Source organism: Pseudomonas sp. SMN11 (genome assembly GCF_052041945.1).
Lineage (GTDB): Bacteria > Pseudomonadota > Gammaproteobacteria > Pseudomonadales > Pseudomonadaceae > Aquipseudomonas.
Genome location: NZ_JBKGGW010000007.1, coordinates 30,400 through 51,736, shown reverse-complemented (window position 1 = coordinate 51,736; position 21,337 = coordinate 30,400). Strand labels below are relative to the sequence as shown.

The window sequence follows — 21,337 nt, the reverse complement described above, 5'->3', positions numbered from 1 at the left end:
GCACCGCGTCCGGCCACCGGCCCACTGAATGGCCGGCGAGCGGATAAGGTCCTGAACAGATGCCCTCGGGCGTCCACGGCTGACGGTTGATTCCTCCTCCTGACTGAGTGCACGAGGCCCGCTTGGTTGATTCGGATACCCATTCGAAGCCACCGGGGCCTGGTAGGCACCGCAGCAAACAGGACGCGTCGTCGCGACAACGGCAGGCTGGGCAACCGGCTGGTGCCGAACGTTGCTCGACACGGGGGTGGCCCGGCCACCCTTTGCGCACCTTGGCACCGACCATGAGAAGTCGTGTGTGCCGAACGCCGTTTCCGGCAGCCCGGAAACCGACGGTACAACATGAAAAGAATGCTGATTAACGCAACTCAACCCGAAGAGTTGCGTGTAGCCCTGGTGGACGGCCAACGTCTCTACGACCTGGACATCGAGTCCGGGGCGCGCGAGCAGAAAAAGGCCAACATCTACAAAGGCAAGATCACCCGGATCGAGCCCAGCCTCGAAGCCGCCTTCGTCGACTTCGGCTCCGAACGTCACGGCTTCCTGCCGCTGAAGGAAATCTCCCGCGAATACTTCAAGAAGTCCCCTGAAGGCCGGGTCAACATCAAGGAAGTCCTGAGCGAAGGCCAGGAAGTCATCGTCCAGGTCGAGAAGGAAGAGCGCGGCAACAAAGGCGCCGCCCTGACCACCTTCATCAGCCTCGCTGGCCGCTACCTGGTGCTGATGCCCAACAACCCGCGTGCCGGTGGCATTTCCCGCCGCATCGAAGGCGAAGAGCGCAACGAACTGCGTGAAGCCCTGAACGGCCTGACCGTGCCGGGCGACATGGGCCTGATCGTGCGCACTGCCGGCCTTGGCCGCAGCAGCGAAGAAATGCAGTGGGACCTCGACTACCTGCTGCAGCTGTGGACCGCCATCAAGGAAGCGTCCCAGGACCGCGCTGCGCCATTCCTGATCTACCAGGAAAGCAACGTCATCATCCGCGCCATCCGCGACTACCTACGCCAGGATATCGGCGAAGTGCTGATCGACAGCATCGACGCCCAGGAAGAAGCCCTGACCTTCATCCGCCAGGTGATGCCGCAGTACGCCAGCAAGGTCAAGCTGTACGAAGACAGCGTCCCGCTGTTCAACCGCTTCCAGATCGAAAGCCAGATCGAGACCGCCTTCCAGCGCGTCGTCGACCTGCCGTCCGGTGGTTCGATCGTGATCGACCCGACCGAAGCCCTGGTGTCCATCGACATCAACTCGGCGCGCGCCACCAAGGGCAGCGACATCGAGGAAACCGCCCTGCAGACCAACCTGGAAGCGGCTGAGGAAATCGCCCGCCAGCTGCGCCTGCGTGACATCGGCGGCCTGATCGTCATTGACTTCATCGACATGACCCCGGCAAAAAACCAGCGCGCTGTAGAAGAGCGCGTGCGTGAATGCCTGGAAGCCGACCGTGCCCGCGTCCAGGTCGGCCGCATCTCGCGCTTCGGCTTGCTGGAAATGTCCCGTCAGCGCCTGCGCCCATCGCTTGGCGAAAGCAGCGGCATCGTCTGCCCACGCTGCTCCGGCACCGGCATCATCCGTGACGTCGAATCGCTGTCGCTGGCCATCCTGCGCCTGATCGAAGAAGAAGCCCTGAAAGACCGTACTGCCGAAGTCCGCGCCCAGGTGCCGATCCCGGTCGCCGCATTCCTGCTCAACGAGAAGCGCAACTCGATCACCAAGATCGAACTGCGTACTCGCGCACGTATCATCATCCTGCCGAACGACCACCTGGAAACCCCGCACTTCGAAGTCCAGCGCCTGCGCGACGACAACCCGGAAGTGCTGAACAACCAGTCCAGCTACGAAATCGCCGCCTCCGAAGCCGAAGAAGCGCCGCAGCCGACCGCCACCCGCACCCTGGTTCGCCAGGAAGCTGCGGTAAAGACTGCCCCGACCCGCGCCAACGCCCCGGTACCGAGTGCCGCCGAAGAGCAGCCGCAGCCGGCCGCCCCGGTAGCCCCTGCGCCGAGCGCACCTGAGCCAAGCCTGTTCAAAGGCTTGGTGAAGTCGCTGGTCAGCCTGTTCGCCGGCAAGGAAGAACCTGCCGCCGCGCCGGTCGTTGCTGCCGCCGAGAAGCCAGCTGCCGAGCGCAGCCAGCGCAACGAAGAGCGCCGCAACGGCCGCCAGCAGAGCCGCAACCGCAACGGCCGTCGCGATGAAGAGCGCAAGCCGCGCGAAGAGCGTGCCGAGCGCGCGCCGCGTGAAGAGCGTCAACCGCGTGAAGAACGCGCACCTCGCGAGGAACGCGCTCCACGTGAAGAACGCGCACCTCGCGAAGAGCGCGCTCCACGTGAAGAGCGTGCACCCCGCCAGCCACGCGAAGACCGCCGCGGCAACCGCGGTGAAGAACGCGTACGTGAGCTGCGTGAGCCGCTGGACGCCACACCGGCAGAACGCGAAGAGCGTCAGCCGCGTGAAGAGCGTGCTCCACGTGAAGAGCGTGCTCCACGTGAAGAACGCGCCCCACGTGAAGAGCGTGCACCCCGCGAAGAACGTGCTCCACGTGAAGAGCGTGCACCCCGCGAAGAACGTGCTCCACGTGAAGAGCGCGCACCTCGCGAAGAGCGTGCTCCACGTGAAGAACGTGCGCCTCGCGAAGAACGCCAGCCTCGCCCACCACGCGAAGAGCGCCAGCCACGCCCGGCCGAACAAGCCGCCGAGCAGGCCGCCGAGCTCGCCGAGGAGCAACTGCCAAACGAAGAGCTGCTGCAGGACGAGCAGGAAGGCACCGATGACGAGCGTCCGCGTCGTCGCTCCCGTGGCCAGCGTCGCCGCAGCAACCGTCGTGAGCGCCAGCGCAATGCCAATGGCGAACTGATCGAAGGCAGCGACGAAGAAGGCAGCGAAGAGCAGCCGCAACAGCACCAGGCCACCGAGCTTGGCGCCGAACTGGCTGCCGGCCTGGCCGTCACCGCCGCTGTCGCCAGCAGCCACATCAGCGCCGGTGCCGAGGCTGAAGCCAACCAGCAGGCAGAACGCGCCAGCACCGAAGCCGTAGCCACCGAAAACAGCGAAGTCGCCCAGCCGACCGAGCAGGTTGAAGTGGTCGCTCAAGCCGAGGAAGCTGTCATCGCTCCAGTGGTCGAACAGCCCGTCAGCGAGCCGGTCGCCGTGGTCGAAGCCAGCGCCGAGCCAGTGGTCGAAGTCGCACCGCAGCCAGTGGTTGAACAAGCCCCTGCCGCCGAGCCCGAAGTGATTGCCGAAGCACCGGTCGAGGCCCCTGTTGTCGAAGCCAAGGTGATCGAAGCGCCAGTGGTCGAAGGCGGTGAGGCCGAGAAGGCTCAGGTTGTGGCTGAAGAAGCACCGGTTGCCGAGCAATCCGTTGCTGTCGTCGAAGCCCAGCCGGAAGTGGTTGCAGAGCCCGCGCCTGCCGTCATTGAAGCCGCACCGGTAGCCGTCGAGCCGGCCCCGGTCGAAGAAGTACCGGCCGTCGCCGAAGCCGCCACCGTGATGCTGCCAAACGGCCGCGCGCCTAACGACCCACGCGAAGTGCGTCGCCGCAAGCGTGAGGCTGAGGCCGCTGCCAAGGCTGCGCAGGAAGCCGCCGAGCCAGCGCTGGAAGCCGCCGATGAGCACAAGCCTCATTGATAGCCGACGCTGAATGAAAAAGCCCCGCCAGTGCGAACTGGCGGGGCTTTTTCTTGGCTATCTGAATTGTCAGCAACGGCCTTCAGGCGTGCACAGCACTTGTGGGAGCCGCGCTGCCCTTGCAATCAGTAGAGGTTGGGCTCCATTTCCAGCTCCACCCCGAACCGCTCCAGGATATCCGACTGGATTCGCTGTGCCAGCGCATGCACCTGCGCCCCGCTCGCCCGGCCATAATTGACCAGTACCAGCGACTGCAGCCGATGCACACCGGCATCGCCTTCACGGTAGCCTTTCCAGCCCGCCTGCTCGATCAACCAGCCCGCAGCCAGCTTCACCTGGCCGTCAGCCTGGGGATAAGCGACCACTCCCGGATACTGGGCACGGATGCGTTCCACCTGCTCAGCCGACACCACGGGGTTCTTGAAGAAGCTCCCGGCATTGCCCAGCTCGGCCGGGTCCGGCAATTTCTCGCGACGAATGCTGCAAATGGCGTCACTGATCGCCTGTGCGGTCGGTTGCTCGACACCCTGCTCCAGCAGGCGCTGACGCACTGGCCCGTAATCCAGGTGGGCACGTAACGTATGGCTCAAGGCAAAACGCACACGCAGGATCAACCAGCGCCCGGGGTTGCGCTTGAAGACGCTGTCACGGTAACCGAAGGCACACGCCTCCAGGTCAAAATCACGCAGCTCGCCGGTATCCCGGTCCAGCGCAGTCAGCCCGGCGAACACATCCTTGATCTCGACACCGTAGGCGCCAACGTTCTGCATCGGTGCAGCACCCACAGTGCCCGGGATCAGACTGAGGTTCTCCAGGCCACAATAGCCTTGCGCCAACGACCATTGCACGAAAGGGTGCCAGGGCTCGCCGGCTTCTGCCTCGACCACCACCCGCTCGCCGTCATCACTCAGCACGCGTCGACCACGGCTGGCCATGTGCAACACCACAGCATCGATATCGCGGGTCAGCAGCAGGTTGCTGCCACCACCGATCACCTGCACCACCAACCCACGCTGGCGCGCCTGGGCCAAGGTCTCGCGCACGTCGTCATCGCCGTGCGCCTGGGTGAAATAGCGGGCTTTCACATCGATGCCGAAGGTGTTGTAGGGTTTGAGCGAAACCTGTTCCTGCCAAACCACCGTCATAGCCGCCCCTTGATTTCCACGACCAGCTCGCGGCACGCAGCCTCGATCAGGTCGAGCACCTGCTCGAAGCCCGCCGAGCCCCCATAGTAAGGATCCGGCACTTCGTCCAGGGCCGCGCCGTAACGGCGCAGGAACAGGTCGAGCTCGCCAGCGGCGTGGTGCGGGCGCATGGCACGCAGATGCCCGAGGTTGCTCTCATCCATGGCGAGGATCAGGTCGTACTCGGCGAAATGCGCCGGTTTGACCTGTTGGGCACGTTGCTGCGACAAGTCATACCCACGCGCCAGCGCGGCCTTGCAGGTGCGGCTGTCAGGGGCCTTGCCGACATGCCAGTCGCCGGTGCCGGCAGATGCCACATGCACCTGCTCAGCCAGCCCGGCCACCTGCAGCTGATGGCGCAGCACGCCTTCGGCGGTGGGCGAGCGGCAGATATTGCCGAGGCAGACGAACAGGACGCGCATCAGGCCTCCAGCAAGCGCCGTACGCGCTCCAGGTCTTCAGGGGTATCGACACCCACGGCTGGCGCCTCGATGGCGTCTTCGACGTGGATACGCACGCCATGCCACAGCGCACGCAACTGCTCCAGGGCCTCGGTCTGCTCAAGCCAGCACGGGCCCCAGCTGACGAAGTCCTGCAGGAAGCCGACGCGGTAGGCGTACATGCCGATATGGCGGCGATACGGCACGCCTTCCGGCAGCGCGTTGCGGCCCTTGGCAAAGGCATCGCGGGCCCATGGCAGCGGCGCGCGGCTGAAGGTCAGGGCCAGGCCGTTCTTGTCGCTGACCACCTTGACGGCATTGGGATTGAACACGGTTTCCGGCTCATGGATCGGCTCGGCCAGGGTGGCGATGCCGGCTTCCGGGTGGGCCGCCAGGTTGGCGGCCACCTGATCGATGATCACCGGCGGGATCAGCGGCTCGTCACCCTGCACGTTGACCACGATGGCGTCGGCCGGCAGGCCGAGGTGCGCGGCCACTTCGGCCAGGCGGTCGGTGCCCGATTCATGGTCGGCGCGGGTCATCAGCACTTCGGCGCCAAAGGCCTGGCAGGCTTGGAGAATGCTGGCGTCATCGGTGGCGATGACCACGCGGCTTGCACCGCTCCTGCGCGCCTGCTCCCAGACATGCTGGACCATCGGCTTGCCGGCGATCGCCAGCAATGGCTTGCCCGGCAGGCGCGTGGAGCGCAGCCGGGCAGGAATGACCACGGTGAAATTCACGCTCATTTGTCGAGGCGCTCATCGTCGGTCAGGGTACGCGCCTCGCTTTCCAGCATCACCGGGATGCCGTCGCGGATCGGGTACGCCAGGCCAGCACCCTTGCTGATCAGCTCGGTCTTGTCGGCACTGAGCTTGAGCGGGCCCTTGGTGATCGGGCAGGCCAGGATATCGAGCAGTTTGGTGTCCATGGAAGCGTCCTTGAGGCCGGATGGCCGGAAGTTGAAGAAGGGCTCAGGGCTTGCGCAGCAAGCGCTGCAGCTGGCTGTCGAACCAGGCGCCGAAGGCTGGCGTGGGCTGTGCCTCGACAGCCAGGTACCACCAGTCGTCGGCAGCGAAGGCCCGGCATTTCACCGCATCCTTCTCGGTCATGACCAGCGGCAGCGCCGGGCTGAATGCCAGGCTTTCGGCGCTGAACTGCGCATGGTCGGCAAAGGGATGCGGCACCGGCTGCCAGTTTAGCCCCAGCAGGGTGTTGAAGAAACGTTGCGGGTTACCGATACCGGCCACCGCGTGCACGCGCTGGCCGGCAGGGAAATGATCGAGTTCGCGGCGTTCGCCGCTGCGCAGGTTGACCAGGGCAGACGGCTGCAGGTGGAAGCCAAACCCCTCTGCGCGGTCGCCATCGGCACCGTTGTACAGCACGGCATCCGCCTCTTGCAGTCGCTCGCGGGGCTCGCGCAGCGGCCCGGCCGGCAGGCAACGACCATTGCCCAGCCCTCGGGCGGCATCGATCAGCACCAGTTCAAGATCACGGGCCAGGCGGTAGTGCTGCATGCCGTCGTCACTCAGGATCAGGTCGAGCGGCTCGCTGGCCAGCAGCGCCTGCACCGCGGCGGATCGGTCAGGGTCGATCATCAGCGGCACGCCGGTGCGCTGGACGATCAGCAAGGGTTCGTCACCGGCCTGTTCGGCTGTCTGGCTCGCGGCTACCCTCCAGGGGAAGTGCGGCGGCTTGGCGCCATAGCCACGGCTGACCACACCGACCTTGAGGCCCTGGCGACGGCAATGCTCGATCAGCCAGAGAATCATCGGGGTCTTGCCGGTGCCGCCCACGGTGATGTTACCCACCACGATCACCGGTACCGGCGCCCGGTAGCTGGCACTTTCACCCCTGAGAAAACGCGCGCGCTTGCGCGTCACCACGCGCCGGTACAACGCTTCGAGCGGGCGCAGCAGCGCCAGGGCCGGATGCCCGGCGTACCAGGCGGCGAGCAAGCGGTCGGCGAGTGCCATCAAGGTGTCCCCTGGGCGGCCTCGACGGTGGTCATGCGCAGGTGGCTGAAACCGAGCTTGCCGGCGGCATCCATTGCGGTGATCACGGCCTGGTGCGGGGTCTTGCCGTCGGCGCTGATGGCCAATGGCAGCTTGTTGTCACCACCTGACTCGCGCTCGATGGCCTCGGTCAGGGTAGCCAGGTCGCTCTTGGGCAGCAGGTGGTTATTCACCGAATAGACGCCATCGGCGCTGATGGTCACTTCCACCAGTTTGTCCTGATTGGCCGGAGCCTGCTCGGCGCTAGCCGCTTCGGGCAACTCGACGCGCAACTGCGTCTCGCGGGTGAAGGTGGTGGTTACCACGAAGAACAGCAGCAGGACGAACACCACATCGATCAGCGATGCGAGGTTGATGTCGACGTTCTCCCGCTGGCGATTGCGCCGGAACTTCACGCCTTGCCTCCGGCCACTTCCACTTCGCGGTCACCCTGGATCACTTCCACCAGCTTGATCGCCTCCTGCTCCATGCCAACCACCAGCTCGTCGATGCGGCGCAGCAGGAAGCGGTGGAAGAACACCGCCGGGATACCCACCATCAGGCCGGCTGCGGTGGTAACCAGGGCCTTGGAGATACCACCAGCCAGCACGGCGGCGTTGGCGGTCATCTGCGAGCCCATGAAGGCGCTGAAGATGTCGATCATGCCCAGCACGGTGCCCAGCAGGCCGAGCAACGGTGCCATGGCGGCGATGGTGCCGAGGGTGCTGATGTAGCGTTCGAGTTCGTGGATGACGCGCGATGCGGCTTCCTCGATGCACTCCTTCATGATCTCGCGGCCATGGCGCGAGTTGGCCAGGCCCGCAGCGAGGATTTCGCCCAGCGGCGAGTCGGCGCGCAGGGCCTTGAGCTTGTCACTGGTGAGTTGCTTGTCCTTGATCCACATCCACACCTGGCCCAGCAGGTGCGGTGGGGTAACGCGGCTGGCGCGCAGGGTCCACAGGCGCTCGACGACGATAGCCATGGCGGCGATGGAACTCAGAATGATCGGCAGCATCATCCAACCACCGGACTTGACCAATTCCCACACAGTAAACGCCCCTCTGGAAAAAGGCCGCCACTCTACCATAGGCGCGCCGGGGGCTCATCTGCCGAAGGTCAGGGAAATGGCAGGACCTGGTTTGCAGCTTTAACTCGATAGCGTCTGACCTGCCCCTTTCGCGGGTAAACCCGCACAGGTCTTGCGCTGTTCTCAAGCTCTGCGCCGCACCTGTGGGAGCGGGTTTACCCGCGAAAGGGCCAGATCAGCCACCGCCTATATCACGCCAGAAACGCCGCTGCTGGCGCATACCTTGGACTTTACCCTGCCCACCCAACACCACGCGCAAGCCCCCCTCCACCGCCGTGTCGTGAATGGCCAGCCCATGCCGCCGATAACGCTCTACCACCTGAGCATGCGGATGCCCGAAGCTATTGTTGCGCCCTCGCGAGATCAGCACGCCACGCGCTGCCGTGGCGCGGATGAAGGCCTCGGTGGAAGATGTACGGCTACCATGGTGAGGCGCTTGCAGCCAGTCGATACGAGGTGCATCGGTGTCCGCCAGCCAAGCCTGCTCGGCGCCAGCCTCCATATCCCCCGCCAGCAACATCCGCTCGCCCTGCGCCTCGACCATCAGCACACAGGAGCGGTCGTTGCTATGTTGCCCATCCACCCAGTGCCATAGCGAAAAGTGCACGCCATCCCATGTCCATTGCTCGTCACTGCTACAAGGTCGCAACTGAACGTCACCCAGTGCTTCACCGCCAACTATCCGACCGATCGGCAAGCCTCGCTGGATCGCCGCAGCACCGCCCGCATGGTCGGCATGGGCGTGGCTGATCAGCATCAGGTCCAGGCGATCCACCCCCAGCTTGCGCAAGGTTGGCAGTACCACCCGCTCGCCCAGATCGGTTTCGCCCTTGGCCGGCCCGGCGTCGTACAGCAGGGTGTGATGCTGCGTGCGTAACAGCATCGCCAAGCCTTGGCCGACGTCCAGTTGCCAGATCTCGACCTGCCCATGGGGCACAGGCTCCCTCGGCACCCACAATGCCAACAGCATGACCCCGCCCAGCCCACGCAGCGGTACACCGCGCGGCAACAGCAACAGCAGCGCTCCGCAGCACACCAGCAACCAGGCCAACACCGGAAGTGCCGGCGGTGTCCATACCGGCCGCCGGTCCGCCAGCAAGCCAAGTAGGCGGAACAGGATATCCAGCAGGCCACCCGCGACCCACAGCAGGCCCTCGCCTATACCCGCCAACGGCAGCAACAGCGTACCGAGCAATGCCAGTGGCAACACGGCCAGGCTGATCCAGGGCACCGCCAACAAGTTCGCTGCAGGCGCACTCAGGCTGACCGGCAACCCCGTAGCCAATAGCACCGGCAACAGACCGATGGCGATCACCCACTGGGCCCGCGTCCACGCCTGCCAGGGTCGCCAGCCGCCAAGCCGTGCCGCAAAGCTGTAGATGAGGATCGCCACCGCCGCGAACGATAGCCAGAAACCGGGGAGCAACGCCGCCAAGGGTTCGGCCAGCAACACCAGGTTCAATGCCAGCAACAGCGGCAACACCGCCCCCAGCTGGCGAAAACGCAGGCGCCACAGCAGCACCACCGCCAGCATCAGGCAGGCGCGCTGCACCGGTACCCCCGCACCGGCCAACCAGCCGTAGCCCAGTGCCCCCGCCAGCGCCAGGCCGCAGGCCCACGGCAACCACGGCCAACCCCGCGGCCAGAGCCCCCAACGCGCCAGCCCCGCGACCAGGGCATACAGCAAGCCCGCGAGCAGACCGATGTGCTGCCCGGAAATCACCAGCAGGTGCACCGTGCCGGTTGCCTGCAATGTCTGCCACTGCTCGCGGGCCAGGCCCGCCCCGTCACCGAGCACCAACGCCACCAATGCCGCTTCCTGCCCCTGTGCATCGACCTTGAGCAGGCGCTCGCGCAGCGCATCCCGCCACCCCGGGGCCATCGCATGCATCAGCTGGCCCGCCTTTACCGTGCCAGTGGCACCGATGCGTCGGGCCAGCAGCTGCGCCTCGCGATCCGGGCCATGGGGGTTTAGCAACCCGGCCGGGCGTTGCAAGGTGACCGCCATGCGCCAATGCTCGCCCGCATGCATGACCGGGCCATCGAACCAGCTCAGCTGCAGGCGCCGGGGCAACTCGGCGCGGCGCGAATGCGGCTGCACCAGCTCGAAGCGCACGCCCTGCGCGGTTCGGGTCGGCAACCCGACCACCCGCCCCTCCAACCATAAAGTGCGGCCATCCAGGCCCGGGGCCAGGCGATCATCCAGCGCCTGCTGGGCCGACCAGCAGGCCCAGCACAGCCCCAGCAGAAAACAGCCCAGCGGCCGCAACCGGGTGCACGCGCAGACGCCACCGCCCAGCAGCAGCAAAAGCAGCCACCCGACCGACGGCAAAGCGGGGAGAAAGCCCAGGCACAACAGCCCGAGCGCGAGCGCAAACATCCCTGTGCGCATGAGATAGAGCTCCAGTAACCGAATCGCTTACTGAGGCATAGACGAAAAGCCGGAGTTGCCTGCTCAACAATTGTCACAAACTCTAAACGAGGCTGAACTCGAATCGAGGCATACTGCCCCGATCAACGCTCCGGGAGCCTACATGCCGCGCCGACTTTTCAAACGCTACATGCCGGACCCGACCAGCATTCGGGAACACAAGTCCTTACGCTTTTTCGGCAAGCTGCTGCATGACCCAAACCTCTGGCACCTCAATCGCCACTCGGTGGCCCGGGCCATGGGGGTGGGCTTGTTCGCCGCGTTGATCCCCATTCCCATGCAGATGCTGCTGGCCGCGGCACTGGCGATCCCGGTGCGCGGCAACCTGCCCATCGCCGTCAGCCTGGTCTGGCTGACCAACCCGCTGACCATGCCACCGGTATTTTTCGTCACCTACATGACCGGCGCCTGGCTCATGCAGGTGCCACCGCGCAGCTTGCCGGACGAGCTGACCTTCGAATGGATCACCGACCAGCTGGCCACGCTGTGGCAGCCGTTTCTGCTGGGTTCGGTGGTGTGCGGGGTGGTGCTCGGCGTGGTCGCCTACTTCACCACCCTGCTGTACTGGCGCTGGTGGATTGGCCGGCAGTGGCGCCGGCGCAAGCAACGGCCGTCAGGCACGCATGCCGCGGCCGCTGACCAGCAGGCGAACGCACAGCACATAGAGCACCGCGGTAGCCACCAGCATGAAGGTGATCGCCGTGCCAATACTGATATCCGACACCCCTAGAATGCCGTAGCGGAACGAGTTGACCATGTGCAGCACAGGGTTGGCCAGCGACACGGTCTGCCAGAACGGCGGCAGCAGGTTGATCGAGTAGAACACCCCGCCCAGATAGGTCAGCGGCGTCAGCACGAAGGTCGGAATGATCGAGATATCGTCGAAGTTGCGCGCAAACACCGCGTTGACGAAGCCCAGCAGCGAAAAGATGGTCGCGGTCAGCAGCACCACGATCACGGTCACGCCCAGGTGATGGACCTGCAAGTGGGTGAAGAACATCGACAGGATGGTCACGATCACCCCCACTGCCAACCCGCGCAGCACGCCGCCTAGCACGTAGCCAACCAGAATTGTATGCGGCGATACCGGCGACACCATCAGCTCTTCGATCGAGCGCTGAAACTTGCTGCCGAAGAAGCTCGACACCACGTTGCCGTAGGAGTTGGTGATCACCGACATCATGATCAGCCCCGGCACGATGTACTGCATGTAGGTGAAGCCGCCCATGTCGCCGATCTGCCGGCCGATCAGGTTACCGAAGATGACGAAGTACAGGACCATGGTAATCGCCGGCGGTAGCAGGGTCTGCGGCCAGATGCGCAGGAAACGCCGCACTTCGCGGTAGACGATGGTGTTCAGGGCGACCCAGTTGGTGCGCAGTTCCACACTCATACGGCCACCTTCGACAGGTTTTTTTCCACCAGGGACACGAACAGCTCCTCGAGTCGGTTGGTCTTGTTGCGCAGGCTTTGCACTTCAATGTTCTGCAGCGCCAGCTGGCCGAACAGCGCAGTAATGCCGATGTCTTTTTCCACCTGCACCTCAAGGGTGTGCGGCGTCAGCAGGCGGCACGGGTAGCCCTGCAACACCGGGGCCGTGGCCAGGTCCTGCTTGAGGTCGAGGACGAAGGTCTCGACGTGCAGCTTGCCCAGCAGCTGGCGCATGCTGGTGTTCTCGACGATGGTGCCGTGATCGATGATGCCGATGTTGCGGCACAGCTGCTCGGCCTCTTCCAGGTAGTGGGTGGTGAGGATGATGGTGATGCCTTTCTGGTTGAGCTCGGTGAGGAAGCTCCACATCGAACGGCGCAGCTCGATGTCCACGCCGGCGGTAGGCTCGTCGAGGATCAACAGGCGCGGCTCGTGGATCAGCGCGCGGGCGATCATCAAGCGGCGCTTCATGCCGCCGGACAGCGAACGTGAAGGCACGTCACGCTTGTCCCACAGGCCCAGCTGGGTCAGGTACTGCTCGGCACGTTCCTTGGCCACTTTGGCCGGAATGCCGTAGTAGCCCGCCTGGGTCACGACGATGTCGAAACACTTCTCGAACTGGTTGAAGTTGAATTCCTGCGGCACCACGCCCAGGCAACGCTTGAGCGCCGAAGGCTCGCGATCCAGGTCGTGGCCGAACACGTTGACCGTGCCGCTGGTCTTGTTGACCAATGTCGAGAGGATGCCGATGGTGGTGGACTTGCCGGCGCCGTTGGGGCCGAGCAAGGCGAAGAAGTCGCCTTCGGCAACGTCCAGGTCGATGCCCTTGAGGGCCTGGAAGCCGTTGCCGTAGGTCTTGGTCAGCTGTCGGATGGACAGGGCGGAACTCATAGCGGGTCACTTACCGAAGAAAAAGGTGCAGGACACGCCAGGGCAGATCACTGGCGCAGTGAGTGCGGCCATGGTGCAAGGCCAGGCCGCACAAGTACAGTCACATGTATTGATAATGACTATCGAAGCAAGGTCAGGTCAGCGCGGTCATCACCGCTGCCTGGTAGGCCGGGCGCGCCTTGAGGCGCTCGTACCAAGCCTCCAGGTGATGCATGGCTGGACGCTCGATCGGCATTTCGAACCAGGCGTAGATGAAACTACCCAGTGGGATGTCGCCCATGCCGATCTGGTCACCCGACAGGTATGGTTGTTTGGCCAAGGTTTCGTCGGCAATGGCCAGCAACGCGGCACACTGTTTGTGCGCGGCGTTGATTGCCACCCAATCGCGCTGGTCTTCCGGGGTGCGCAGCAGGCCCCAGAACAGTGGGCGGAACGGGCCGGCGAAGGACGAAGTGGTCCAGTCCATCCACTTGTCGGCCAGGGCGCGCTGACGGGCGTCTTCCTGGTACCAGCCCTGCTCTGCGCCATATTCGGCGCACAGGTAGCGGACGATTGTGTTGGACTCCCACAGGGTCAGGTCGCCGTCTTCCAGCATCGGCACCAGGCCGTTGGGGTTGCGGGCGCGGTAATGCGGCTCGTTGACCACGCCGAAAACGCCACCAGCGTCAATCGACTCGAAATCCAGGCCCAATTCGTGGGCGATCCACAGCGCCTTGCGTACATTGCTCGAATTCTTGCGGCCCCAGATCTTCAGCATGGCAACGTCCTTATGGAATGCGGAGGTGGGACAGTCTACTCCAGACATTCGTTGCCTGTACTGAAACTCCCGCCGCCACACCCTGTCACTGTTCTGACCCAGCCGTTCACAGCGTTGCGTCTAAGCTGTCTGGGACGGCTCAAGCCCTTGGTTCCAAGGAGGACCGATTATGTTGCTGTTGTGGTTGGTGGTGCTGGTGATCGGCGCGGCGTACCTCACGCATCGGCGTCTTGCGCCTTTGCAGATTCTCGGAATCATCGCAACCTACGTGCTGCTGATGGGCATTTTCAGCAGCGCTCCCGGCTGGCTGCTGGCGTTGTTCTGGATCGTGCTGGCCCTCAAGACTGCCCTGGTGGCGCTGCCGGACTGGCGCCGCAAGGTATTCAGCGGCCCGGTGTTCAGATGGTTCCAGCGCACCCTGCCGCCGATGTCGCAGACCGAGCGCGAAGCCATCGACGCCGGGACGGTGTGGTGGGACGGCGAGCTGTTCAGCGGCCGCCCGGACTGGCCCACCCTCCTCAGCTACCCGGCGCCGAAGCTGACAGAAGAAGAACAGGCCTTCATCGATGGCCCGACCGAGGAACTGTGCGCCATGGTCAGCGACTGGCAGATTGGCCAGGACCTCGACCTGCCTGCTGAAGCCTGGGCGCACATCAAGCAGCACGGTTTCTTCGCCCTGATCATCCCCAAGGAATACGGCGGCAGAGGCTTCTCCGCCCACGCCCATTCCCAGGTGGCGATGAAACTGGCCACCCGCAGCGGCGACCTGGCGTCCACGGTAATGGTGCCGAACTCACTCGGCCCGGCAGAGTTGCTGCTGCATTACGGCACCGACGAACAGCGCGATCACTACCTGCCGCGCCTGGCCCGTGGCGACGAAATCCCCTGTTTCGCCCTGACTGGCCCACTGGCCGGTTCCGACGCTGGCGCCATGCCCGACACCGGGGTCATCTGCAAAGGCCAATGGGATGGCGAAGAAGTCATCGGCCTGCGCCTGAACTGGCAGAAGCGCTATATCACCCTGGGCCCGGTGGCCACGCTGCTGGGCCTGGCGTTCAAGGCCTACGATCCCGACCACCTGCTGGGCGAGCAGGAAGAACTGGGCATCAGCCTGGCGCTGATCCCCACCGACACACCCGGCGTGGAGATCGGCAAACGCCACCTGCCGCTGGGCGCGGCGTTCATGAACGGCCCCAACAGCGGCAAGGACGTGTTCGTGCCGCTGGACTTCCTCATCGGCGGCCAAGCCATGCTCGGCAAGGGCTGGATGATGCTGATGAACTGCCTGTCGGTGGGCCGCTCGATCTCCTTGCCTGCGGTCGGTACCGGCGCCGCCAAGTACACCAGCCTGGTCACCGGCCAGTACGCCAACATCCGCGAACAGTTCAATGTGCCCCTGGCGGCCTTCGAGGGCATTCAGGAATCCCTCGCACGCATCGGTGGCAACGCCTGGCTGATGGACAGCGCCCGCCTGCTCACGGCCAAAGCTGTGGACCTGGGCGAAAAACCCTCGGTGCTATCGGCAATCCTCAAGTACCACCTGACCGAACGCGGCCGCGAATGCATCCAGCACGCCATGGATGTGCATGGCGGCAAGGCGATCATCATGGGCCCGAACAACTACCTGGGGCGCAATTGGCAAGGGGCGCCGATCTTCATCACCGTCGAAGGGGCCAACATTCTCTCGCGCAACCTGATGATCTTTGGGCAGGGTGCCATCCGCTGCCACCCGTTCGTGCTCAAGGAAATGGCCCTGGCCGGCCGCGAAGACCGTGAGCAGGCGTTGCGAGAGTTTGACGAGCTGCTGATGAAGCACATCATGTTCGCCGCTGGCAACGCAGCCAGCACGCTGGTGCTGAACCTGGGCCTGGGTCGCCTGGAGCACGTGCCTGGTGATGCCTTGAGCCAAGGTTACTTCCGGGCGCTCAACCGCCAGGCGGCCGCCTTTGCGATGATGGCCGACCTGTCGATGATGCTGCTGGGCGGTGCACTCAAGCGCCGCGAACGCCTCAGTGCCCGTCTGGGTGATGTGTTGAGCTACCTGTACCTCTCCAGCGCTGCCCTCAAGCGCTACCACGACCAGGGCTCCCCTGAACACCTGCAACCACTGCTGCGCTGGGCCATGGAAGAAAGCCTGGGCCAGGCGGAGCATGCGCTGGACCGCCTGCTCGACAACTTCCCCAACCGCTTCATCGGCTTTGCATTACGGGTGCTGGTGTTCCCCTTCGGCCGTCGCCATACCGGCACCAGTGATGAACTGGACGCTGAAGTGGCCGAGCTGATTGGCCGGCGCAAGGGCGACCCCGCGCTGGAGGAGCTGCTGGCGGGCTGCTACCGCCCGCAGGGGGAGGATGACCCGGTGGCCGCCCTGCAGAAGGCCAGCGATCTGCTCGACGAGGTGGCGCCATCAGGCAAGGCATTGCACCAGGCCATCAAGGAAGGAAAACTTCAGCCTGCACCTGGCCAGTCCGCCATCGACGCGGCCATCGAGAGCGGCGTACTGCAACCGGGCGAAGGCCAGCGCCTGCATCAAGCCGAACAGGCACGTCGCAAGGTGATCGATGTCGATGCCTTCGACAAGGCCCAGTTGCAGCCGGAACCCGGCAAGGTACGCTGACCCTTCGCGAGCAATGGGGCGCGGCGTATACTCCGCCCCCCGTTTCAGCCATACCGAGGACCCATTCCATGGCCACCCCACACCTGGAATATCACCTGCAACTGCTCCAGCACCTGCGTACCATCCTGGTAGCGCTGGGTGAAGCAGAACAGGTGCCGGAAGAAAGCCACGCCCTGTTCCTCGAACGCTTCGACGAACTGCTGACGCTGTTGCCGCAGGATCCGCTGCAAAGCCAGTACCTGGGCCAGGACCTGATCTGCCAGGTGATCCAGCGCTACCCGCAGATTGCCCACCTGGTGCCACGCGACCTGTTGTGGTTTTTTGCCGGCGACTGCCTGCACTTCATGCCGGACGAAGAACTGGCGCTTTACCAGCAACTGGAGGAGCGTCGCTATGAGGCCGAACAGGCAGATGAACCTTTTGACTGGAACCAGGAAAAACAACTGCTGAGTTTCAGTGGCCGCGACAGTTCACACTGACGTCCATGTCCGACGCCTCGATCATGCAGCGGCGAGGCGTCTGCACCTTTCAACCTCAGTACTGAATCTGACGCGTCGCCACCTCGCAACTGCTCTGCCAGCGCCCGCCCGCCACCTTCCCTCGTTTACCTCCCTTAGTTTGCATTTCTAACTTGTTCTGTAGCGGCATCGCTCCCCACTATAATTCCGAAAACCCTTATTGCACCCACAGCAATCAATGCAAGACCGGTATTTATCCCCAGCCACAAACAGAAAATACAACAACAAATAATCACACCACCTATACATAAAAAAATAATAAATAAATGGTTCAAATTCCCATTGAAACACACCAATAGCCATTATTAGAATCGACGCCGAAGCACAGCCGTGGTGTTGCCCAACACACCACCGCTGACATGTCTTCAGCAACATTCCACCCCTCACAAACTTAGGAATTATCGAACCATGAAACAATCTGTCGTGGCACTTTCGCTCGGCCTCCTTACTCTCACTGCAGGCACTTCGGCTTTTGCCAATTCCGGCACCCTGGATTTCGAGGGCCGCATTACAGCAGACGGTTGCCCGATTGAAATCGTCAATCCTGGTGACGGCAGTGTAGGCAGCACTGTGCGCATGGGTGACTTGCCATCCAGTCAATTCAAGAATGTGGGTGAAGAATATGTTGGAAAACGCTTCGAACTGGTAGTTCGCGATGGCGGCGCATGCGGCCTTAGTGACAATAGCGCTACCGTCACCTTCACGGGTACGGCAGATCCAAGCGGTGAATACTTCGCAGTGACGGGCGGTAGTGACGGCGCAAAAGGCGTGGCCATTTCGCTGCGTGATAAAAACAATAAAGGGGTCAAACCCGGTAGTGCCACTGACGCGTTTGATTTGAACAACACCGGTGAAACGCGCCTGCCATTTGACGCCTACTATCGCTCGACTGCGGCTACTGTGACCGCTGGCGCAGCCTCTGCCACCGTGAGTTTCACCGTCGATATCATCTGATATAGAGCGCGCTCGGCCTGGCTTGGCGTGTAACTTCGCTTCATCGCATTACCCAGGCGTCCTTGACGTCTGGGTCCGAAAGGAACCTTCTTCATGCCCGGCTTATTTCCAGCGGCGGCACGCCTGCGCCCGATCATGGGCGCCTGCATGGCCATATTGCTGTACACCTTGCCCATTACCAGTGCCCAGGCGGCGTTGGCGCTGAACAATACCCGGCTGGTGTTCCACAGTGACAAGCGCAATACAACGGTAGTCGTGCGCAACCCTAGCAAGCAAACGTATGCGGTGCAGGCGTGGATCAACACAAGTGCCGATGACAATACGACCGCCGTACCGTTTCTGCCAGCGCCGCAGTTGTTCAAATTGCTACCCGGCAAAGAACAGCTTATGCAGATCAATGGACTCCCCCGCACACTGCCAGATGATCGCGAATCGCTATTTTTCCTCAATGTTCAGGAAGTACCCGAAGCCAGCGACGCGCCCGGCAATACCCTCAACATTGCGATGCGAACCCGCATCAAGATGTTCTACCGACCGCAGCAACTGAAAGGGACGTCCACCAGCCAATTGAAATCGCTGAAGTTTTCATTGATTGACAAGGACGGCAAACCCCATTTGCGGGTTGATAACCCCTCACCGTTCCATGTCACCTTCATTCGCCTGAGCGTACTTGGCTCAGGGCAGCAACAAAAACTAAGGAACACCGCCATGCTGGCCCCCTTCGCCGCTCAGGACTACCCCGTTGACGGTATTACCCGAACCGCCGGCTTGCGCGCCGAATTTTCCGTTATCAATGACTACGGCGGATACACCACTCCACTGACTTCACCCATTCATTTGCCCAAATAGGGCCGGCCTCGCAGTAACAAAGGACATCATCATGTTCCTCCCCTCACTACGCTGGTGCATTTTGCACAGCCAGCGCAGCGCACTGTTGCGCCTGCTGGGCAGTTCGGCCTTGGTCGCACTGCCGTGCGCACAAGCAGACTCGGCGTTTCAAAGCGGCTTTTTGCGCCAGGTACCGGGCCAGCCCGTTGACGTTGGCGCCTGGTCCCTGAGCAAGCTCACCAGCGACCAGGCACTGACGCCTGGCCTTTACCGCGTCAGCGTGCAGGTCAACCTCGAACCCGTTGGTCAACATGAACTCGACTTCCAGCCGAACCCGGAGGGCGAACTGCTACCTTGCCTTGCCGCAAGCCTGCTGGGTGAATGGGGCCTGCGCCTGGAAGCGCTGGCCAACCCGGATGATCAGAGCAGAGCCTGCCTGGACCTCGAGGCAGTGGTGCCGGGCGCGCAAGTCGTCTTTTACCCGGGGGAGCTGCACCTGGCCATTTCCATACCCCAGATCGCCATGCGCCGAGACAGCGCCGGTCAGCTCGACCCGTCTCGCTGGGAAAGCGGTATCAACGCGGCATTCATCAGCTATCAAGCGTCGAGCCTGCAAGGCCACAACCGCTACTCAGGCCGTTTCAACAGTGACGACCTGTACCTGAACACCGGCGTCAACCTGGGCGAGTGGCGCCTGCGCAGCACACAGTCCTGGCGCCATGACAGCCAGGGTGGACGTGAATGGACCCGGGTGCAGACTTTCGCCCAACGGGATATACCGGGCACCCGCGCCAATGTGACACTTGGCGAAACCTTCACCGACAGCGACGTGTTTCGTTCAGTGCCGATCGCGGGCGTGCGGGTGGCGTCTGACATGAGCATGCTGGCCGACAACCAGCGCGGTTACGCACCGGTCATTCGTGGGGTTGCGCAAAGCCGGGCAAAGGTCGAGGTTTGGCAGAATGGCTATCCGATCTATTCGACATATGTCAGCGCCGGCCCCTACGCCATCGACGATCTCAGTACAGCAGGCAGTGGCGAACTGGAGGTCGTCCTGACCGAGGCCGATGGCCAGGTACGGCGGTTCATCCAGCCATACTCGACCATCAACAGCCTGATGCGGCCGGGGGTCTGGCGTTACAGTGCCACCCTGGGGCGCTACAAGCCTTCGGCTCAATTCGACACCCCCCTGCTCTGGCAAGGCACACTGGCACTCGGTACTCAGTGGAATACCACCCTTTACGGCGGGCTGATGGCAAGTGAGTTCTACCGCGCCGGCAACCTGGGCCTGAGCAAGGACCTCGGCAACTTTGGTGCGCTGGCCTTCGACGTTACCCAGGCATTCACCGCCATGGACAACACCCATGAGCAGGATGTGCAGGGTACGAGCTACGCGTTGAAGTACGGTAAAGCTTTCACTACCCAGACCAACCTGCGCTTTGCAGGCTACCGCTATTCGACGCAAGGCTACCGTGACTTCGATGAGGCGGTGCGCCAGCGCGGCAATGACGCAAAGTTCAGCGGCGGCCGTCGTAGTCGGCTAGAGGCATCGGTGCACCAGAGCCTGGGCAGGAGCAGTTCGATGACCCTTACCTTGTCACAACAGGACTACTGGCAGCGCAGTGCTACCCAGCGGCAATATCAGTTCAATTTCAACACCCATCACCGCGGGGTCAGTTACAGCCTGTTCGCCTCGCAATCATTGGCCGACCGCTACGGCAGCGATCGCCAGTTCGGCCTCAGCGTGTCCATGCCGCTGCATTTGGGCCGCCCAATCAATACCTCTTTCGGCCTGCAGCACAACGCCAGAGGCCACAGCCAGCGCGCAACGCTGAGCGGCAGCGACACCGAACACGCGCTGAGCTACAGCGCCAGCCTGAGCCGTGATGAGAACGACCGTAAAACAGCGGCCCTGTCCCTTGGCCACCAGGCGCCCTATGCAAGCTTGAGTGGTGGTTATACCGAGGGCGACGCCTACCGCAGCCTCTCGTTGAATGCCAGTGGCGCTGTATTGCTGCACGCTGATGGCCTGGCATTCGGTCGCTACCTGGGTGATACCTCAGCCTTGATCGAAGTTCCCGGTGTGGCCGATGTCGGCCTGCGGAACGCGATCGGCACCCGCACCGATGCTCACGGCTATGCGCTGCTGCCCTACCTGCAACCTTACAGGGCCAACACGATAGTGCTGCAAACCGACCGCCTTGACCCTGATGTGGAAATCGACAATGGCGTCGCACAAGTGGTGCCACGCCGAGGTGCCGTGGTGAAGCGACGTTTCGAGGCCAGCCGCGTCTCGCGCCTGGTGCTGACCGTGCACGACGCTGGCGGCCAGCCGCTGCCCTTTGGTGCCCAGGTACTGGGCAAAGACGGGGAGCCGCTCGGCATGGTGGGGCAAGCCGGCGTGGTCATGCTCACCAGCCCAAATGTGGAGCCCCCCCTGCTGGTGAGTTGGGGCGACCAGCCCGAGGCCAGTTGCCAACTGCACGTCGACCCGCTGGCCGCCCCGCTGGTCGACGGCTATCGCCTGCAGACCCTCACCTGTATCTAGCAAACCAATCGCACGTCAGCCTCGCAAGTGGCTGCC

Annotated in this window: 18 protein-coding genes; 7 read left to right on the top strand and 11 right to left on the bottom strand. The window is 63.4% G+C overall.

From position 1 onward, the window contains the following. Positions 1-342: 342 nt before the first annotated feature. Positions 343-3,624, top strand: coding sequence for a ribonuclease E (gene rne / locus ACLEJU_RS09235; RefSeq protein WP_435423432.1), 3,282 nt, complete (start codon positions 343-345; stop codon positions 3,622-3,624). Between the two features lie 125 nt (positions 3,625-3,749). Here the strand turns inward: rne and murB are convergent, their stop codons facing one another. From murB to ACLEJU_RS09195, 8 genes are all read right to left on the bottom strand, one after another. Continuing rightward, a complete protein-coding gene (gene murB, locus ACLEJU_RS09230) occupies positions 3,750-4,769 on the bottom strand; it encodes a UDP-N-acetylmuramate dehydrogenase (RefSeq protein WP_435423431.1) in 1,020 nt (339 codons plus the stop codon). After that, entirely contained in the window at positions 4,766-5,230 is a 465-nt protein-coding gene (locus ACLEJU_RS09225) for a low molecular weight protein-tyrosine-phosphatase (RefSeq protein ID WP_435423430.1), read from the bottom strand. Before ACLEJU_RS09225 ends, murB begins: the two co-directional genes overlap by 4 nt. Further along, complete coding sequence (gene kdsB, locus ACLEJU_RS09220; RefSeq protein ID WP_435423429.1) at positions 5,230-5,994, bottom strand: 3-deoxy-manno-octulosonate cytidylyltransferase; 765 nt, start codon at positions 5,992-5,994, stop codon at positions 5,230-5,232. The genes ACLEJU_RS09225 and kdsB overlap by 1 nt, the downstream gene beginning before the upstream one ends. Then, positions 5,991-6,176, bottom strand: a complete 186-nt coding sequence (locus tag ACLEJU_RS09215; RefSeq protein WP_003247142.1) for a Trm112 family protein — start codon at positions 6,174-6,176, stop codon at positions 5,991-5,993. Before ACLEJU_RS09215 ends, kdsB begins: the two co-directional genes overlap by 4 nt. Before the next feature lie 43 nt (positions 6,177-6,219). Beyond that, on the bottom strand, positions 6,220-7,221 hold the full coding sequence (gene lpxK, locus ACLEJU_RS09210; RefSeq protein WP_435423428.1) for a tetraacyldisaccharide 4'-kinase: 1,002 nt from the start codon (positions 7,219-7,221) through the stop codon (positions 6,220-6,222). Further along, positions 7,221-7,655 (bottom strand): ExbD/TolR family protein, encoded by a 435-nt coding sequence (locus ACLEJU_RS09205; RefSeq protein WP_435423427.1) that lies wholly within the window; start codon positions 7,653-7,655, stop codon positions 7,221-7,223. Before ACLEJU_RS09205 ends, lpxK begins: the two co-directional genes overlap by 1 nt. Further along, the gene (locus ACLEJU_RS09200; RefSeq protein ID WP_016391244.1) at positions 7,652-8,287 is read right to left on the bottom strand and encodes a MotA/TolQ/ExbB proton channel family protein; all 636 of its coding nucleotides are present in this window, start codon (positions 8,285-8,287) and stop codon (positions 7,652-7,654) included. The genes ACLEJU_RS09205 and ACLEJU_RS09200 overlap by 4 nt, the downstream gene beginning before the upstream one ends. A 214-nt stretch (positions 8,288-8,501) precedes the next feature. Next, positions 8,502-10,718 (bottom strand): DNA internalization-related competence protein ComEC/Rec2, encoded by a 2,217-nt coding sequence (locus ACLEJU_RS09195; protein ID WP_435423426.1) that lies wholly within the window; start codon positions 10,716-10,718, stop codon positions 8,502-8,504. A gap of 142 nt (positions 10,719-10,860) precedes the next feature. Between ACLEJU_RS09195 and ACLEJU_RS09190 the strand changes: the two genes are divergently transcribed. Then, on the top strand, positions 10,861-11,487 hold the full coding sequence (locus ACLEJU_RS09190) for a DUF2062 domain-containing protein (RefSeq protein ID WP_435423425.1): 627 nt from the start codon (positions 10,861-10,863) through the stop codon (positions 11,485-11,487). Here the strand turns inward: ACLEJU_RS09190 and ACLEJU_RS09185 are convergent. The 3 genes from ACLEJU_RS09185 to ACLEJU_RS09175 form a co-directional block, all read right to left on the bottom strand. After that, the gene (locus ACLEJU_RS09185) at positions 11,371-12,150 is read right to left on the bottom strand and encodes an ABC transporter permease (RefSeq protein WP_435423424.1); all 780 of its coding nucleotides are present in this window, start codon (positions 12,148-12,150) and stop codon (positions 11,371-11,373) included. The two genes, ACLEJU_RS09190 and ACLEJU_RS09185, sit on opposite strands and share 117 nt — an antisense overlap. Then, positions 12,147-13,079: an ABC transporter ATP-binding protein gene (locus tag ACLEJU_RS09180; protein WP_159409395.1), complete on the bottom strand. Its 933-nt coding sequence runs from the start codon at positions 13,077-13,079 to the stop codon at positions 12,147-12,149. Before ACLEJU_RS09180 ends, ACLEJU_RS09185 begins: the two co-directional genes overlap by 4 nt. 133 nt (positions 13,080-13,212) lie before the next feature. Further along, a complete protein-coding gene (locus tag ACLEJU_RS09175) occupies positions 13,213-13,836 on the bottom strand; it encodes a glutathione S-transferase (protein WP_435423423.1) in 624 nt (207 codons plus the stop codon). A gap of 169 nt (positions 13,837-14,005) precedes the next feature. On the opposite strand from ACLEJU_RS09175, the gene ACLEJU_RS09170 reads away from it, so the two are divergent. From ACLEJU_RS09170 to ACLEJU_RS09150, 5 genes are all read left to right on the top strand, one after another. After that, positions 14,006-16,453, top strand: a complete 2,448-nt coding sequence (locus ACLEJU_RS09170; RefSeq protein ID WP_435423422.1) for an acyl-CoA dehydrogenase — start codon at positions 14,006-14,008, stop codon at positions 16,451-16,453. A gap of 68 nt (positions 16,454-16,521) precedes the next feature. Then, positions 16,522-16,932, top strand: coding sequence for a PA2817 family protein (locus tag ACLEJU_RS09165; protein WP_435423421.1), 411 nt, complete (start codon positions 16,522-16,524; stop codon positions 16,930-16,932). Between the two features lie 447 nt (positions 16,933-17,379). Beyond that, on the top strand, positions 17,380-17,925 hold the full coding sequence (locus tag ACLEJU_RS09160) for a fimbrial protein (RefSeq protein ID WP_435423420.1): 546 nt from the start codon (positions 17,380-17,382) through the stop codon (positions 17,923-17,925). Positions 17,926-18,018: 93 nt separating this feature from the next. Beyond that, on the top strand, positions 18,019-18,774 hold the full coding sequence (locus ACLEJU_RS09155; RefSeq protein WP_435423419.1) for a fimbrial biogenesis chaperone: 756 nt from the start codon (positions 18,019-18,021) through the stop codon (positions 18,772-18,774). A 31-nt stretch (positions 18,775-18,805) separates the two neighbouring features. After that, entirely contained in the window at positions 18,806-21,301 is a 2,496-nt protein-coding gene (locus ACLEJU_RS09150) for a fimbria/pilus outer membrane usher protein (RefSeq protein ID WP_435423418.1), read from the top strand. Positions 21,302-21,337 lie beyond the last annotated feature (36 nt).